The sequence below is a fragment of the Candidatus Leptofilum sp. genome (genome assembly GCF_965223285.1).
Lineage (GTDB): Bacteria > Chloroflexota > Anaerolineae > Promineifilales > Promineifilaceae > Leptofilum.
The window spans coordinates 6,108,584-6,124,403 of the sequence record NZ_OZ244997.1; the positions used below are offsets into that span (position 1 = coordinate 6,108,584).

The following is a 15,820-nucleotide window of genomic DNA, read 5'->3' on the forward strand; positions in this document are numbered from 1 at the left end:
CAGCGACAATGACAACTTAATCAAAAGGATTTTGAAAACAAATGGACGGTGACAATAGTTCCACGAACTCAACCTTTCGCTCGAATCACTTTGACCTTTTGCTACTAATTGCTGCTGGTACATTTATTCTTTTATCTTTTTACAATCTTTCTGGCTGGCTCATGGATGATGATGAAGGAACTGATTTCTATGAGGTTTGGCAGTTACAGGAAGGGCAACAGCCAGGCATTGATTACGTAGCTGAACAGCAACCGCTTTTTTTGCACCTTGGTAAGGAAATTGTTAATCGATTTGGTCGTTCACCCTTAGCCCTTCGCGTACCGGCAACAGTTCAACTTCTTCTTGGCAGTTTCATTCTGGTAATTGTTATACGCAAAGTATGGGGGAGCAAAATTGCTCTCATGAGTCTAATACTTTTGCTGAGCAGCCCAACCGTGTTTGAACAAGCACGGCTGTTCAGACCTGATCCAATGATGATGGGTTGGGAAATGCTAGGGTTGTCCGCCGCAATTATGGCTGTCACCCAAAAAAAGTGCTTATGGTGGGCATTTTCTGGCGCGTTTTATGGTGTGAGCATTCTGTGGAAACTCTTCGGAGTATTCCCAATTGTGGGCTTAATCTTTTTCTTCGGCTACAACCTTTGGCACTACAGAAACGATACAAAAGAGTTAAAAGCAATTGTTAGCGACGGCATCTACTTTTCTATACCGTTTCTTGTCTTTAGCTTGGGCATTTCGTTACTTCTTTACAGCCAAATGGGGTTTTATTATGTGGAAGCATTTCAGAACCATTTGCAATCAGGTGAAAGCGTAACTAGCTTAGGAATCTTAAGCCGCCCGTTGGTTTTTTTCGTGTTTCTAATCATCTGGTGGAATCCGCAATTTTCCTTCTTATTTGCTCTTCCTTTTTTTAATAGAAAAAGAAGTAATATTTTGGCATTTGCAGAAAACAAGTTGCTGCTATTTCAAATGCTATCACCTATTATTTTCTTCTTTATCACCCGGCCGCTTCATTTTAGATACTTTTTGCATATTTTCCCTGCCATGGCCATTTTGCTGGCACTACAAGTAGAGTTAACTATTAACTTTTTTAAAGCAAACTTACAACAAAAATGGAATACAAAACTTGCATATAGTATTTTTTTAGCCATCACTTTGGGCCTTTTTTTGCAACCTGGTTTCAGCAGGCTTTTACTTCAACAGGAGAACGATTCCACTGCCTTAGCCTCTCTGATTCAGGAACGAACAAAATCGACTGATATCGTGATCTCTGACTATGCGGGTATAAACTTTTTGGCTAATCGTGCCTCAATATACGAAGCATCCATTATTGCTGGGGCTCAAATTAATGCGCAGTTGGTAACTGCTGCCCTGTTGATGGAGCGTATTGAGGAAACGAATGCTCAAATGGTACTCGTGCATGTTGAAGGGGGGCAACCGCCGCCCCATCAGTTGATTAATTTAGTTGATTACGAGCAGTTTAGGGAGTTTCTATCGACAGATTTTCGGTTGCTCACTGTTTTCGATCGCGCTGGGCAGCAGATTGAGGTTTACGAGCGGAAATGACGGCCGTTTTCAAAAGTTCCCGGTTTCAACTTGGGTTTTTCGTAACGTTGGGGGCTGTTTTGCGCTTCATCAATCTCGGCAGGGATAGCTTATGGTTGGATGAGGCGATTAGCTATCTTGCAGCACAACTACCCGTTAGCCAAATTGTGAACAACACGGTGCAATCCAGCCACCCACCGTTTTACTATCTGCTGCTCCACTTTTGGCTGCAAATCGTGCCGGATTCGGACACGGCCGTTAAGCTCCTTAGCACCCTCTTTGGCATTCTTCTTATTCCAGCTATGTATCTGCTTTGCCAGCAGCTATTCAAAAATCGCACGGTTGCCCTGGTGGCTGCTGCCTTAACGGCCGTTTCCCCATTCCACATTTTATACAGCCACGAACTGCGCATGTACACATTGTTGATGCTGCTGGTTGTTGGTGCAACGGCCGTTACCCACCAGGCACGGCAAAAAGAGAGAAGTGGCTGGTGGGTATTGGCTGGTTTTTTGTTATTGTTGGCAGTTTACACGCATCTGTTTGCCTTTCTGGTACTGGCCGGAATCGGGCTGCACGCGCTGCTAACCTATCGCCAAAGCAAACGCGCCTTTTGGGCAACAGCAGTCATCACGGCCATCATTCTCCTGTGCTTTGTCCCCTGGCTCAATTTAATATTGGCTGAAGCAGAGCCAGCGTTGGGCAGTTTACGGCCGTTGCAGCAGGCTACGGCTTTCAATCCCCTTAAACCGCTCACTGCGCCCGTTTTTTTGCTATTTGGCATGTCTAGCAGCTTTTGGTACAGCGGCCTCATTTTGTTCATTTTCTTCGCCTACGTCGTCATTTTTTTGATGGAGCTACGCAAGCTAGGGCGCAGCCAAATCCCTCAGGGATTGTGGCTGACGCTGCTCATCATCATTTGTGTGTTGGGGGTGCCATTGGGGGTGTATTTGGTACGGCCGTTCTTCTTGCCAGAGCGCACCTTAGCCACCGCTGCTCCTTTTCTGATTATTGTACTGGCCTGGGGCATGACCCGCCGCCAATCGCCTTTGCCTTACCTGACGGGGCTGGCGTTGCTGCTCATGCTGGTGGGCACGATTGGCTACCATTCGGGGCCGCTGGTCAAACCACCTTACCGGGATGCTACTGCGTTTGTTGCAGAAAATAGCCAGCCGGGCGACGTTGTTTTGCACAGCAGCGACGGCTCGTACCTGCCGGCACTGCGTTACGCACCCCAGCTAAACCAGGGATTGCTGGCAGGTGACCCTGACCCCCGCAAGCCAGCGTCGGTTTATGCCGTGCTGGGTGGGCAAGTGTGGTCGATGGCAGATTTAGAATTGATGGCAAACGGCCGTTTCTGGGTCATTGTTGCCTTAGAACACAGCATTGAATGGCAGCAAGCGCAATACGAAATCATCGCCGCCAGCCCCCCCTTGCTAGAGCAGCAAGAAATTGGCGGTATTCGTATCTTTTTGTTCGAGCAGGTGAAATGATGAATTGGCAAAGTGTTTGGCAGAAACGGCCGTTGCCACCGCTTCTACTCATTCTCCTCCTGGCTTTTGGCCTACGGCTGATTGGACTGGACAGCCAGAGCTTGTGGTGGGATGAACTTAAAACAATACAACGGGCTGCCATGGCCTTCCCACACTTAATGACTGATTTAGCTGGACACCGTGCCCATTTGCCGCTTTACTTTATGGTTATGCAATTATGGCATGGCCTGGGCGAGAGTGCCTTCGTTGTGCGCTTCTTCTCAGTGATCTGGGGCGTTGTTGGGATAGCCGGTATTTTTCAATTGGGGAAACATATCGCAAACAAACGTGTCGGTCTTTTGGCAGCGCTTCTCTTGGCAATTTCTCCTTTCTACATTTGGTATTCGCAAGAAGCGCGTATGTACAGCTTCTTGCCTGCGCTGCTCATTTTGGCGCATTGGGCATTGGCTGTCGCTATACAAAAAAAGAAGCTGCTCCCCTGGCTATTGTACGCTCTACTGATGATAGCTGCTGTTGCCACCCACTACTTCTCGTTATTTGTGATTATAGCCCACTACATCTTTTTTGTGCTTCATTTTCGCCAGCTGCGGCCTCAAACGATCCGCTGGTTCCTGACCATGTTACTGGTTGGGCTGTGCTTACTGCCGCTTGCCTGGTTTGTATTCACGAGTGGCAACGGAGAAGCCATAGCTACCGTCCCCGCCTGGATTGCCAGCATTCAATGGAGCGATCCTCTGCTAACGATCTGGAATTTCAGTATTGGCCCAGGGATTGGGCTAGGTGAATGGTACGGGTATAGCGCAACGGCCGTATTCCTGTTCGCTTTTGTGATAGCCATGCGACCTGCTCGACGCCGTAAAACTGACCAAGTCACTTATTCATCACTCTTTGTCCGCTTGTTCATCATCTGGTTTAGCTTGCCGTTGGGCCTCACATTTCTCGTCTCACTCAACTGGCCGTTTTTACCAGACAACCCATTCTCGCTTTACCTGGATCGGTACCTTATTATTTCTTTGCCGCCCTTTTTGTTAATGGTTGCCTGGGGAATCGACGATTGGGCCACCAAGCCATCCACTCGGTTCGCAGCAGCAAAACGATGGTTGCAATCAGGTTTCATCCTCATGGCAATGGTGATAAGTGGCATTTCAATTTGGCAACTGAACCACAATCCCAATCATTTACGCAACGATTGGCGTTCAGCTCTGGAACGAATCAATGAATACCCAACAAACAACACCGTTGTTTTGGGCCAGCAAGATATTGTGCTGCCAATAGATTATTATGGTGATACAGAGATTGTGTATGTTCAACTACCACCGCCGGATGGAGCTGCAATTTCTACCAGCTATATTGCAGCTATTCGTCAACAGATTGAAACGGCCGTACAGCACAGCCCCACAGCCTGGCATATTGAACCATTTTACAATCACGACACGCACCAATTTCCAGAAACGCGCCGCCAACAGTTAGCCAACGACAGCGAAAGCATGGCACAATCCTGGCTCATGGCCAACTTCACTATGCTAGCCCAGCATCGGTTGCCCGGTATACGTTTGACACTTTTTGAGTTGGAAGCAGGTCTGCAAAATTGACAGATATGACAAATAGTTACGCAGAGAAAAAACCAAAAAGCTGGCTCCCTCAGCTGATTCTCATGGGATTAATTTTGTTTGCATTTGCAGAGATGAGCTACTTGAGTCTAGCCAAATTTGCAGGCTTCAACAGCAAATATTTTGATCTTGGGGCAATGAGCCAGGCAATTTGGAGTGCAACGGAGGGATTGCCTCTTGTTTTTACTGGACAAGGCATTGCCATTAGCCGGTTGGCGCGGAATGTGGAGCTTATCTACTTTGCAATCGCACCGATTTATGCACTGTTCCCTACGCCACAAACGCTGCTAATTATCCAGGCGTTGGTTTATGCACTGGCTGGCATTCCGCTATTTCTATTAGCCCGGCGGAAGCTAAAAAACGCCACTTATGCCCTGATTGTAAGTGCGATATATCTATTCTATCCGGTTGCACAAACGGCCGTACTAGCCGAATTCCACTCTGACACGTTAGCGGCTGCTTTTTTGCTCTTTGCCATCGAAGCCGCTGACCGCAAGGCGTGGCGTGGCTATGCCATTTGGCTGGCAGTCGCCCTTAGCTGCAAATTTTACGTAGCGGCCCCAGCAGCCGCATTGGGGGTAGTGTTATGGCTACAAGGCAAGCGACGCGCGGGGCTGGCCACCAGCTTGGTGGCAGTTGGATACAGCCTCATTGCCTTTTTTGCCATCCGAACCGCCTTTGCCCCACCTGCTGAATTGGCTGAGCAAGCTGTCAATGTGCAATCCAGCACCTGGGGCTACATTCTTAATCGCTTTCAGCTGCCGTATGTTTGGGACACGGCCGGAATTCGTCTGGTACATGCTGTGATTGTTTTGATGCCTGCCATGCTGCTTCTAGCGTGGCGCGCTCCCGTATGGCTATTGCCTGCGGCCGTTACCGTCATTCCTGCGCTCATAAGCAATGGGTTTGGGCCGTCATTTAGCTACCGCACCCATCATTACGCGCTGGCCGTGCCATTTTTGGTTACGGCCGTTCTCTTCGGCGCGGCTAGACAACTGAATGATCCAATCCCAAAAGGTAAAAAACCGGCGTGGCAGGGCAGGCTGCGGCTAACGCTGTTCATGGCCTTGGTGTTCAATCTCGCATTTATCGACACGCCGATTAGCCCACAATTTTACCTGGATCGTCCCCATCTGGAGCAAGGTCTCAGCAGCACGCGGTTTGGCGTAACAGATCGTGATTCATTCAAAACCGCATGGCTGAATGACAATGTGCCAGATAACGTCGCAGTCGCTGCGGATCAGCTTTCAGCTACGCGGCTAACCAATCGGGAAACGCTCTATCTAACGACTTACGTGTTCGGCCGTCCGCTCACCGAACTGCTGCCACAAGTAGAATTTGTCGTTATGGATGGACTGTATGATGCTGCTATCGCCGATCCGGTGAACAGTGAACGTATTTTTGAAGGGGGTGTGGCGTATGAACATGAAGCGATTCGCACGATGCTCATGCAGCCAGATTTTCAACTGATTGCAATGCAGGATGGGTTGCTATTGTTTGGTCGCGAGGGGGATGGGTTGATAACGGCCGTTTCTGCCCAACCTCCCAAAGGTTTAGCAGAAGATGAAGTGCCCGCAGATAAACCTCCGGGAGGTTTCCTGGCCACATTTAACGAAATTGGCCTACGCGCCTACACCCTCACAGAAGCTGGTTCAAACCGGTACCGCATTGAAGCGACTTGGCAGCTAATGGCACCACTCAACAACGAAACAAATCGTTTTGCCGTGACCCACCTTGCTAGTTTGCCGCACACGCGGCTGCTGCATTTACCAACGGCCGTTTTAGAACCAGCAAACACCTGGGAGGTTGGTGAACAAATTACTGAATCGTTTGAATTTGAACTGCCAGCTAACGCGCCCAGCGGCAGCTACCAATTAACCGTTAGCTGGCATGATGCAAATCACATCTTTGCGGCCCAAACCGATGAAAGCAGCCGCCTCGGCGAGGAGGTGCCAGTTGGCCAACTCATCATCCCCTAGCTCAAAAATTACGTGGCAAGAGTGGTTGGTGGCAGTGGGGGTGGCAGTTGCAACGGCCGTTCTCGGTCTGGTTCCGTACTGGCTGGGCAACCTGCTGGCCCCAGACAATCTGGTTTATATGCAGCTCATCATGAACCCGGAGGATGCGCAAACATATTGGGCAAAAATGCTGCAAGGGTTCGATGGGGCCTGGCTGTACGCCATCCCCTTCACCCCTGAGCCACATGCGGCGGCAGGTGTCGGTATCTTTTACGTTTGGCTGGGGCGGGTCGCGCGGGGATTGGGATTACCGCTAACGGCCGTTTGGCACGGCAGTCGGTTTGCGGCCAGCATCTTGCTATTCCTCACTACCTTTCGCTTTGTTGCCACCTTTCTACCCAATCAACGCGCTCGCTGGACGGCTTATTTGCTAGCAATTTTTGGCTCAGGCTTAGGCTGGCTGCTGTTTGTACTGGGCCAGAATTTCTGGCTGGGTGCCTTCCCCGTCGATTTTAAGCAGCCGGGGGCACATCTCTTCTTTACGGCACTCACCTTTCCGCACATTTCGGTGGGAACGGCCGTTATCTTGTTCGATGTCCTTGTCCTGAAAAAAATCTGTAAACGGTACTCAGTAAACGGTACTCAGTGGCGTTGGGCAGCATTGGCTGGCGTGGCGAATGTAGTTTTAGGAATCGCTTACCCATTTTTGATTTATATTGTGGTGGGAACGGCCGTACTCACCTACGCCACGCTCGTTTGGCAACAACGACGAATTTTGTGGCAAACAGGCTGGCAAATCGCCACGATGTTTCTCATTCCCGCACCGCTCTACCTGTACTATTTGTCCGTTTGGCGTAGCAATGAGGTGTTCCGTTTGTGGGATGCCCAAGCAGGCACGCCCGCTGCACCGTGGCCCCACTACCTGGTTGCTTTTGGCCCGATGCTGCTGCTGGCAGGGCTGTTTTGGTGGAAACAACCTGAAGAAAATCGGCCACAGTTCAGTATCCTCTGGATTTGGATATTGACGGCGGCCTTGCTGCTTTATTCGCCGCTGAATCCGCAACGACGCTTTATTCAGGGGGTGCACGTGCCGTTGGCACTGCTGGCGGCTGCAGGATTTGTGCAGGTGGTGCTGCCACGTTGGCAAAACGGCCGTCTCTGGCAAAAAATCATCACCCACCCCCGCTACGAGACTGCCAAGCTGCGCCGCTTTGTCATCATGATCTTCCTGCTGGGAATGAGCCTCTCCAACATCTACCTTTGGCTGGACGTGACGCGTATTGCTGCCCTTACGCAACCGGATTTATTTTTTCGGCCTGCAGCAGAAATGGAGACTGTAAATTGGCTACGCGAAAATGGAGAGGATACGGCAGTTGTCCTCAGCAGCTACCAAACCGGGAACCTTGTGGCGGCACGGACCGGGCAGCGGGTCATGTTGGGTCATTGGGCAGAGACGGTTGATTTTGTGGACAAAGAAACGGCCGTCAATCAATTCTTTGATCAAAGCACTAGCCATTCCTGGCGACAAAATCTACTCGCCGAGTTTACTGTTGGTTACATTTGGTTTGGCCCCCGTGAACAGGAAATGGGCAATTTTAACCCAGCAACAGCCAGCTATCTGCTCCCTCTCTTCCAAAACGAAAATATTATCATCTTTGAAGTTGTCAACTTAAATTCAGAAGGCAAGCAATGAAACAGCTACAAACAGAATCACCATCTAAAGCATCGCCACAGAACCATCAGGGCCGAATGATCATTCTCATGGTGATCACAACAATCATCATTATTATTTTCCAGGTTCAACTAGCCAATTTTATTTATCGCGGCGAACAAAACTTTTGGCAATCTGGTTCAGACTCATATGGTCAACTGGCGCGGGCCCTCATCGAAGAAAATCTGTTTACTTTGAACCATGCCGACCCAACCGCACACCGGCCACCCCTTTACCCTTTGTTTTTAGCGTCTATCCTTACATTTACCGACAATCCACAAGCAATTATTGTTGCCCAGTCGATTCTAAGCGGCCTCACCATAGGCTTGTTAACAGGAGTTGCCTACTTCTACACGAAGAAATCATGGCCTACGCTGATCATCATTTTTTTGTTTGCCCTATCAAAATTCATTCCAGTCGATAACATCGTTCAACACGAAACAGTTCTGTTTACTTTTTTGCTAACAGTGGGCGGCATTCTTTATTGGGCAGAAACAAACGCACATTCAAATGCAAAAATTGTCGGGCTTGGTGTGGTTTTAGGGCTGGCAGCATTGGCACGGCCGTTAGCCCCCGTCCTCCTTCTCTTTGGCATCCTGTGGTTAATGTGGCGCGTTTTACAAAAGAACGCTTTTAGTCACTCACTAAAAAGAGTTGGGCTGTTTATAGCCACTGCACTCCTGGTGCTTCTGCCTTGGGGCGTGCGCAATTGGATTTCTCTTGGCACCTTCTCATTAACCACAACAACGCAAGGGGCTAATTTGTGGAAGGGCAACAATCCAGCCACAAAGGATATGTACCCAGAGCTGGATGCCGATGAGCTTGCTCCATTGCTATACCAGACGCCTACAGCCTCAGGCTGGTGGGACCCGCTACACCGTTTGTCTACAATGACGGAACCAGAACAAAGTGCCTATCTGTCTAACCTGGGGCTGGCCTATATTCGGGAACGGCCGTTTCACTTCCTAAAAATGGGGGCAGTTAAAATATGGGCATTGTGGACGCCGCAAAACATTCCTACGCACAGTGGCAAGATTGAATGGACGGAAGGTGGGGCCAGAATTTATGACTTGATGCCGTTCTATGATGATATGACCCCAATGTTCTTGCTCTACCTGCTTGTGTTGCCTGGTTTGTGGAAATGTAGAAAGTCTCCGTTTGTTTGGTATTTTATTATGTGGAGTTTGGCGTTAACGGCCGTACACGCGATCACTTTTGCCGAAAGTCGCTTTCGCTGGCCTTTAAACATGCTCATGCTGCCATTGGCTGCTGTAGGTGCTGAACTGATAGCCACAAAAATCTATGCCACAATTGGCCATTTTATAAAGAAATCATAGCCGAATCCATCCATTTGTCCTAAAATCAGTGCCAGACTTGGAGGAAATACCACAGAAAACGATTCACTTTTCAGCAAAACAATATGCGTGCTTTACTTCAGAGAGTTTCTTCTGCAAATGTTACCGTAGACGGCCGTATCATCGGGCAAATTGAACAAGGCTATGTTGTCTTGCTGGGAATCACCCATACCGACACAACAATCGAAGCCAACTGGCTGGCTAACAAAATTATTGGACTGCGCCTGTTTGAGGATGATGAAGGCAAAATGAATCTGAGCCTGGCCAACGTTGGAGGGCGGGTGCTGGTCGTCTCGCAATTTACGCTGTATGCAGATGCACGTAAAGGGCGCAGGCCATCTTTTACCGCGGCAACCCACCCAGAACATGCTAAAAAGCTAGTAGACTACTTTTGCGAACGCCTGCGCAAATCAGGCCTCATCGTCCCCACTGGGGAATTTGGGGCAACCATGCAAGTGAACATTCACAACGACGGCCCGGTTACCCTCATGCTGGAAAGAGAAGCGACCAATGGCTGATTCCAATAGAAACGCAGAGTTAGAGCAGCTGCTGCACGCCATCAACCACGATTTGCGAACGCCGCTAAGCAACATTCGTTCCGTCACCACTATTTTGCTGCAAGACCTCAACGACTCGTTAAGTGACGAGCAACGGGTTTTTCTCGATATTATTGATCGCTCCGTGATTCGCATTTTAGACCAAAGCAATCGCCTGTCTCTGTTTGGGCAGATTGCTTTTGGGCAATCAGAGATAAAATCTATTCAATTATCGGAACTGCTGGCAAACACCCAAAAAACTCTAAGAAGCAGTTATGAAATTGAAGGCACTCAATTTATTACCAACAGCGATCCACTTGTGCGCTGCTACCCACACACTCTTGCCGCCCTGCTTGCACTGCTGGCGGCTGGCGATACAAAGCAGCAGGCTACCCCTAGTGACCTTCCGGCACCAACGATTCAAGTTACCGCAGACAAAAACCGAATACAGTTTCGTATTACCAGCCAGATGCCGGCACACGAATTTGCGCTTGGCTTTACCGAACTCGCTAGCCAAATTGTCAATTTACATGGTGGCACACTGAATAATTCGGCTAAAGACGGCCGTAAACAGTTCTCCTTTACGATTCCCCACACCCCAACAGACGCCTAATTTCCTCACGACTGATAAATTAAAAAAATCGCGTTTTTGCCTAAAACGAGGTAAAAATCTGGCACTCTGATTCGTTCAAATATTCACAGAGTAAAGGATGAGATGAATACCTTATGCGAAAAACCTTGTTACCAGTCCTGTTAATTCTGACAACCCTTTTTGTTAGCTGCGACGATGCAGCTACATCAACAGCTACAGTTGAACCCACCACTGAAGTGGCAGCTGTTGAAGAACCGACCGCCACCGATACAGCTACGGCCGTCCCAACCTCGACAAATACGGCCGTTCCCGCTACAAACACGCCAACCACAGAACCAGCCACCAGCACCCCAACGGACGAGCCAACCGAAACGCCAACTTCCACCGCCACTAGCACCAATCCAGACCCAACCTCGGTAAATCCAAACCCAACCTCTGTAGAGCCAAATCCCACTTCTGTGGAACCAAATCCGACGGCCGCATCCACGCCCAGCGGCCCACCGCCGCCCGCCCCACCCGCCAGCCCCGGCGGTGTTGAGGCCCCCACCGATTACAACTACCCCGCCAACACCGATGTCGTTGGTTGGGAAAACCGCATTCGGGTGCCTGCTGGATTTAGCGTGAAATATTACGGCCGTGTGGATGGACAACCCACCAGCATTGCCTTTAGCCCCGTAGATGGCCAGCTTTACATCGCTGTGCAGGCAGGCACCATCTACAAAATGGACAGCGGCGGCGGCATTAGCACCTACGCAGGCGGCTACACTGTGCCCACCGGCATCGCCTTCCGCCCCGGCACCAACGATTTATACGTTTCCAGCCGAGTGGTGGAGGCCAATGTAGGCGGCGAGGCGCAGGTTTCTATTGTCAATCGCGGGCAGCTCATCGGCGGCTTGCCCTGCTGCTACACCTTCTTCCACGCTGCCAACGGCATCGCCTTTGGGCCAGATGGCTTTGGCTACGTGGGCGTTGGCGCACGCGCCGATCATGGTGAAATTCTGGATGGCCCCAACGCTGGGCAGCAAGATGAGCTGCATCCGCTGGAAGCCGCCATTTTGCGCTTCAACCCGGACACGGGCGAAGTTTCCGTGTACGCCACCGGCTTCCGCAACCCGTACGACATTGCCTGGGACGGCTTTGGCCAGCTCTGGGCCACCGACAACACCCCAGATTTCGACCCACCAGAACGACTGCACCGCGTCGTTCCCGGAGCCAATCACGGCTATCCCTACTACGATTGCGACGTTTGCTTTAGCCCGCCACCTGACGTGACGGTCATTCCGCCGCTGGGGCTGTTCACCCCCAGCTCCTCGCCAACCGGTGTTGCCGTTTATGACGGCAGCCAGTTCCCCGGCTACAACAACGTCATTTTTGTGACGCTGTGGAGCGCATTTGTGGGCGCACAAAAAGTGATGCACATCGGCGCGGGCGGTTCCTCCGCCCCGGTCAACTTTGCCACTGGCTTTGCCGCCCCTATCGACGTGGTTACTGGCCCAGACGGCAGCCTGTATGTGGCTGATTGGGCCACGGGCATCATTTTCCAGATTAGCTACACGGGGTAATGGTAACTATGTGACAGTCACTTTGGAAGTGACTGTCACGTTACCGACGGCCGTTCCCTTGCTATAATCACAAATCATGAACACACTCAAATCCCGCTACCGCGCTGTTCAACAAAAAATTGAAGCCGCCGCCCAACAAGCCAACCGCAACCCGGACGACATCACGCTGGTGGCCGTGACCAAAACGTGGCCCGTGGAGACCATTCTGGAAGCATACGTCGCCGGAATGCGCCACTTTGGCGAAAACCGCGCCGAGGAGTTGGCAGCAAAGCGTCCGGCCATTGAAGCAGTGCTCGGCCCCGACAGCGGTATCGTCTGGCACTTCATTGGCACGCTGCAAAGCCGCAAAACCAACCAAATCGCAGACCATGCCAACACTTTTCACGCGCTAGACCGGCTAAAAATCGCCAATCGCCTCTCTAAAAGATTAGTGGAAAACGGCCGTTCCCAAACGCACCCGCTCCCAACTTTCCTGGAACTCAACATTTCCGGCGAGATGAGTAAATCAGGAGTGAATTGTGTAGATTGGGAAAATAGTGCAACGCAACGCGCGGAAATCCGTAACTTGGGGGAAACGGTGGCCGCTTTGCCGGGTTTAACTCTCCAGGGCGTTATGACAATGGCACCGTGGCAAGCCAATCCGGATTTCATTCGCACCGTTTTTCAGCGCACTCGCCAGTTGGCGGAGTGGTTGGCAAGGGAGATGGGTTTGGAACGGCCGTTAGCCCTCTCGATGGGCATGACAGACGATTATCCACTTGCTATTGCCGAAGGTGCCACCCACGTGCGCGTTGGCCGCGCCATTTTTGGTGAGCGGCACACTCATTGACAATGTTGGTCATTGATGAACCTTTACTATTTAAATTAAATAGATAATGGCGTAAAGGTTCATTAAGGTGATTTACGCAATGATCGATTACCTAATTATTTTGTAAATCACCATAAATACCAACACAAACACGCCAAGATGCAGAGAAAACAAGGTCAAAAAATCTGTATAATCTATGGCTAATTTTATAAGGACTTTTTGATGATTATTGCTATTGCAAACGCCATTGACATTATTTTCAGAGCTTACACCATTTTGATTTTTGCCCGCGTTATTTTTTCCTGGATTCGCGTAGATCCGTACCATCCGTTTTGGGGGCCAATTTTGCGCTTTGTCTTTCAATCGACAGAGCCGCTCATCCAGCCCATACGCCGCCTGCTGCCCAGCATGGGCGGACTCGACTTCACGCCGCTGATCCTGCTGATTGGTTTGGATTTGATTCGGGGGCTGGTGGTGAATCTTATCGTGAGTTTGGCGTAATTTGGTGTAGGTAGGCAAGTGGCAAGTAAAACCTTCAAACCTGCCACTTGCAGCTTGTTACCTTAATCCCGTCAGGCTGCGGGCAATCACCATTCGCTGAATTTCGCTGGTGCCTTCATAAATTTCCGTAATCTTGGCGTCCCGGAAGTACCGTTCCAGCGGCATCTCCTTGCTATACCCCATCCCCCCATGAATTTGAATCGCCTCAGTGGTGACGTACATCGCCGTTTCGCTGGCGTACAGCTTGGCCATGCTGGCTTCTAATGAGTACCGGCCACCTGTCTCCTTAGCCGCTTTCTTGGCCAAACACGCCTGGTAGATGAGCAAGCGGCTAGCGTCCACGCGGCATTTCATATCTGCCAGCTTTTGCTGGATCATCTGGAATTGACCGATCTTTTGCCCAAATGCCTCACGTTCCTGAGCATAAGCAATACTGGCTTCCAAAGCTGCTTCGGCAATGCCCAACGCTTGAGAAGCAATGCCAATGCGTCCGGCATCCAGCACCGTCATGGCAATTTTGAAGCCCTCGCCTTCTTCTCCCAACCGATTTTCAACAGGGCATTCATAATTATCGAAGATAATCTCGCTGGTAGCACTGGCGCGAATGCCTAGCTTCGGCTCCGTTTTGCCCCGCTCAAAGCCGGGATGATCAGTTTCAATGAGAAAGGCGGTGACGCCTCTGTGCTTTTTCTCTGGTTGGGTCATGGTGAATAGCACAATATAGTCGGCAAATGGCGCAGAGGTTACCCAAGATTTACGGCCGTTAATCACGTAATGGGTCCCTGCTTCATTCAAAACCGCACGGCTCTTCATCGTGCCTGCATCGCTGCCAGACATCGGCTCTGTGAGGCTGTAAGCCCCAATTTTCTGGCCGCTAGCAACTGGCGCAACATAGTTTTGAATCTGTGCTTCCGTGCCAAATTTGAGAATGCCGTGACAATACAGCGAGTTATTAACCGACATTACCGTGCCGTGGCTGGCATCTGCCTTGCAAATCTCGGTAAGTGCCAGCGAGTAGGCCAAAGTATCCATGCCAATGCCGCCATAATCTTCCGGCACCTCAATGCCCATAAAGCCTAATTCACCCATTTTACGCACGGTGTTAATGGGGAATTCGCCTGTTTGGTCGTGGTGCTCAGCCACAGGAGCCACTTCATTTTGGGCAAAGCGGCGCGCCTCTTGCTGAATCATCTTGTGTTCTTCGGTAATAAAGTCAAACATCGTGGGAAATCCTCCAAAGTAAAAGTGAATGGAGAATTGTGGAGTTTGAATTGTGAACGGATCACTCACAATTCACAATTTATTATTCACAATTCACAATTCCAGTGTTGTTTGAATATGGTTCATAAACGTTTCAAATTCTTCCGGTGGCAGTTCAAAGCCATCAATCCAGCGACGGCGTTCGGCCAGCCAATACGGGCCATCCTTGCCGGTAATAATTTCGGCAGGAATTTCTGGCCGCCTGGGGCCAGCTAATCGTTTCCGCCAAGAGCTATCGTATATGCGCTGCGGGTGAATTTGGTGGAAGGCAAACGGCGTCTTTTGCCCTAACCATTGGTCTGCCTGATCCGGAGGCAAGTACGTGAAGACAATGATCTGCTCTTTGCTGGCTTTTAGCTCAACGGCCAAACAAGTCCAGTTTTGCGGTACCCGCCGCTCACGGCCACCCCGCTGCCAGCCTTGCAAATCAAAGTGCCACGCCAGCGGCACAACCCCCTGCTCCTGAGTCAAGGTTACCTGGTTGCCTGCCTCTGTTTGTACAGTCACGCCATTAGATATAAGGGTTACCGTACGGCCGCTTGGCCAAACCTGCTTCATGTACCGCTCCGCCACCCAAATGATGCCCACCGCCACCGGAAACGCGCCAAAGCAGGAGAGTGCAAAAGCATAATCCACTATCCAATCTGTGCCTACCGCCCTCAGCAAAGCACGCAAGCCCAAAAAGGCCACAATCAAGGAGAGAAAGAGCAGGGCAAATACGGCCGTGCGAAGCCCGGTATGCTCCTGATCTGCATGCAAAATTCTGGGGTTCGTCTCACCTAAAGTCATAATTCTTGTAACTATTTCCTTGTACCCTAACAATAATACACGGGTTCATTCTTTCTACCCATTGAATTAAAAAATCATTTTCTTTCGTGCCAAAGAAACCAAGA

Annotated in this window: 13 protein-coding genes; 11 read left to right on the top strand and 2 right to left on the bottom strand. The window is 50.3% G+C overall.

Translation table 11 applies throughout. The annotated features are described in order from the left end of the window. The first annotated feature begins 41 nt into the window (after positions 1-41). From ACOQPU_RS27315 to ACOQPU_RS27365, 11 genes are all read left to right on the top strand, one after another. The gene (locus tag ACOQPU_RS27315; RefSeq protein WP_420642991.1) at positions 42-1,565 is read left to right on the top strand and encodes an ArnT family glycosyltransferase; all 1,524 of its coding nucleotides are present in this window, start codon (positions 42-44) and stop codon (positions 1,563-1,565) included. Further along, positions 1,562-3,034, top strand: coding sequence for a glycosyltransferase family 39 protein (locus tag ACOQPU_RS27320; RefSeq protein WP_420642992.1), 1,473 nt, complete (start codon positions 1,562-1,564; stop codon positions 3,032-3,034). The genes ACOQPU_RS27315 and ACOQPU_RS27320 overlap by 4 nt, the downstream gene beginning before the upstream one ends. Further along, positions 3,031-4,626 (top strand): glycosyltransferase family 39 protein, encoded by a 1,596-nt coding sequence (locus ACOQPU_RS27325; RefSeq protein ID WP_420642993.1) that lies wholly within the window; start codon positions 3,031-3,033, stop codon positions 4,624-4,626. Before ACOQPU_RS27320 ends, ACOQPU_RS27325 begins: the two co-directional genes overlap by 4 nt. 62 nt (positions 4,627-4,688) lie before the next feature. After that, on the top strand, positions 4,689-6,623 hold the full coding sequence (locus tag ACOQPU_RS27330; RefSeq protein ID WP_420642994.1) for a DUF2079 domain-containing protein: 1,935 nt from the start codon (positions 4,689-4,691) through the stop codon (positions 6,621-6,623). Further along, entirely contained in the window at positions 6,601-8,295 is a 1,695-nt protein-coding gene (locus ACOQPU_RS27335) for a hypothetical protein (protein ID WP_420642995.1), read from the top strand. Before ACOQPU_RS27330 ends, ACOQPU_RS27335 begins: the two co-directional genes overlap by 23 nt. Further along, positions 8,292-9,650: a hypothetical protein gene (locus tag ACOQPU_RS27340; RefSeq protein WP_420642996.1), complete on the top strand. Its 1,359-nt coding sequence runs from the start codon at positions 8,292-8,294 to the stop codon at positions 9,648-9,650. The genes ACOQPU_RS27335 and ACOQPU_RS27340 overlap by 4 nt, the downstream gene beginning before the upstream one ends. 83 nt (positions 9,651-9,733) lie before the next feature. Beyond that, on the top strand, positions 9,734-10,186 hold the full coding sequence (gene dtd, locus ACOQPU_RS27345) for a D-aminoacyl-tRNA deacylase (RefSeq protein WP_420642997.1): 453 nt from the start codon (positions 9,734-9,736) through the stop codon (positions 10,184-10,186). Continuing rightward, positions 10,179-10,817, top strand: a complete 639-nt coding sequence (locus tag ACOQPU_RS27350; protein WP_420642998.1) for a histidine kinase dimerization/phospho-acceptor domain-containing protein — start codon at positions 10,179-10,181, stop codon at positions 10,815-10,817. The genes dtd and ACOQPU_RS27350 overlap by 8 nt, the downstream gene beginning before the upstream one ends. A gap of 113 nt (positions 10,818-10,930) precedes the next feature. Next, complete coding sequence (locus tag ACOQPU_RS27355) at positions 10,931-12,358, top strand: PQQ-dependent sugar dehydrogenase (protein ID WP_420642999.1); 1,428 nt, start codon at positions 10,931-10,933, stop codon at positions 12,356-12,358. A gap of 76 nt (positions 12,359-12,434) precedes the next feature. Further along, on the top strand, positions 12,435-13,187 hold the full coding sequence (locus ACOQPU_RS27360) for a YggS family pyridoxal phosphate-dependent enzyme (RefSeq protein ID WP_420643000.1): 753 nt from the start codon (positions 12,435-12,437) through the stop codon (positions 13,185-13,187). Positions 13,188-13,388: 201 nt separating this feature from the next. Further along, a complete protein-coding gene (locus ACOQPU_RS27365) occupies positions 13,389-13,667 on the top strand; it encodes a YggT family protein (RefSeq protein WP_420643001.1) in 279 nt (92 codons plus the stop codon). A gap of 57 nt (positions 13,668-13,724) precedes the next feature. Here ACOQPU_RS27365 and ACOQPU_RS27370 read toward each other — a convergent pair whose 3' ends face one another. Next, entirely contained in the window at positions 13,725-14,888 is a 1,164-nt protein-coding gene (locus ACOQPU_RS27370) for an acyl-CoA dehydrogenase family protein (RefSeq protein ID WP_420643002.1), read from the bottom strand. 93 nt (positions 14,889-14,981) lie between these two features. Then, a complete protein-coding gene (locus ACOQPU_RS27375) occupies positions 14,982-15,716 on the bottom strand; it encodes a hypothetical protein (RefSeq protein ID WP_420643003.1) in 735 nt (244 codons plus the stop codon). Positions 15,717-15,820: the final 104 nt, after the last annotated feature.

Bases quoted from the DNA above. Each gene is read 5' to 3' on its own strand.
- ACOQPU_RS27340 (WP_420642996.1), top strand. From the start codon at position 8,292: ATGAAACAGCTACAAACAGAATCACCATCTAAAGCATCGCCACAGAAC.
- ACOQPU_RS27365 (WP_420643001.1), top strand. From the start codon at position 13,389: ATGATTATTGCTATTGCAAACGCCATTGACATTATTTTCAGAGCTTAC.
- ACOQPU_RS27320 (WP_420642992.1), top strand. From the start codon at position 1,562: ATGACGGCCGTTTTCAAAAGTTCCCGGTTTCAACTTGGGTTTTTCGTA.
- ACOQPU_RS27350 (WP_420642998.1), top strand. From the start codon at position 10,179: ATGGCTGATTCCAATAGAAACGCAGAGTTAGAGCAGCTGCTGCACGCC.
- dtd (WP_420642997.1), top strand. From the start codon at position 9,734: ATGCGTGCTTTACTTCAGAGAGTTTCTTCTGCAAATGTTACCGTAGAC.
- ACOQPU_RS27355 (WP_420642999.1), top strand. From the start codon at position 10,931: ATGCGAAAAACCTTGTTACCAGTCCTGTTAATTCTGACAACCCTTTTT.
- ACOQPU_RS27330 (WP_420642994.1), top strand. From the start codon at position 4,689: ATGGGATTAATTTTGTTTGCATTTGCAGAGATGAGCTACTTGAGTCTA.
- ACOQPU_RS27370 (WP_420643002.1), bottom strand. From the start codon at position 14,888: ATGTTTGACTTTATTACCGAAGAACACAAGATGATTCAGCAAGAGGCG.
- ACOQPU_RS27315 (WP_420642991.1), top strand. From the start codon at position 42: ATGGACGGTGACAATAGTTCCACGAACTCAACCTTTCGCTCGAATCAC.
- ACOQPU_RS27375 (WP_420643003.1), bottom strand. From the start codon at position 15,716: ATGACTTTAGGTGAGACGAACCCCAGAATTTTGCATGCAGATCAGGAG.
- ACOQPU_RS27360 (WP_420643000.1), top strand. From the start codon at position 12,435: ATGAACACACTCAAATCCCGCTACCGCGCTGTTCAACAAAAAATTGAA.
- ACOQPU_RS27325 (WP_420642993.1), top strand. From the start codon at position 3,031: ATGATGAATTGGCAAAGTGTTTGGCAGAAACGGCCGTTGCCACCGCTT.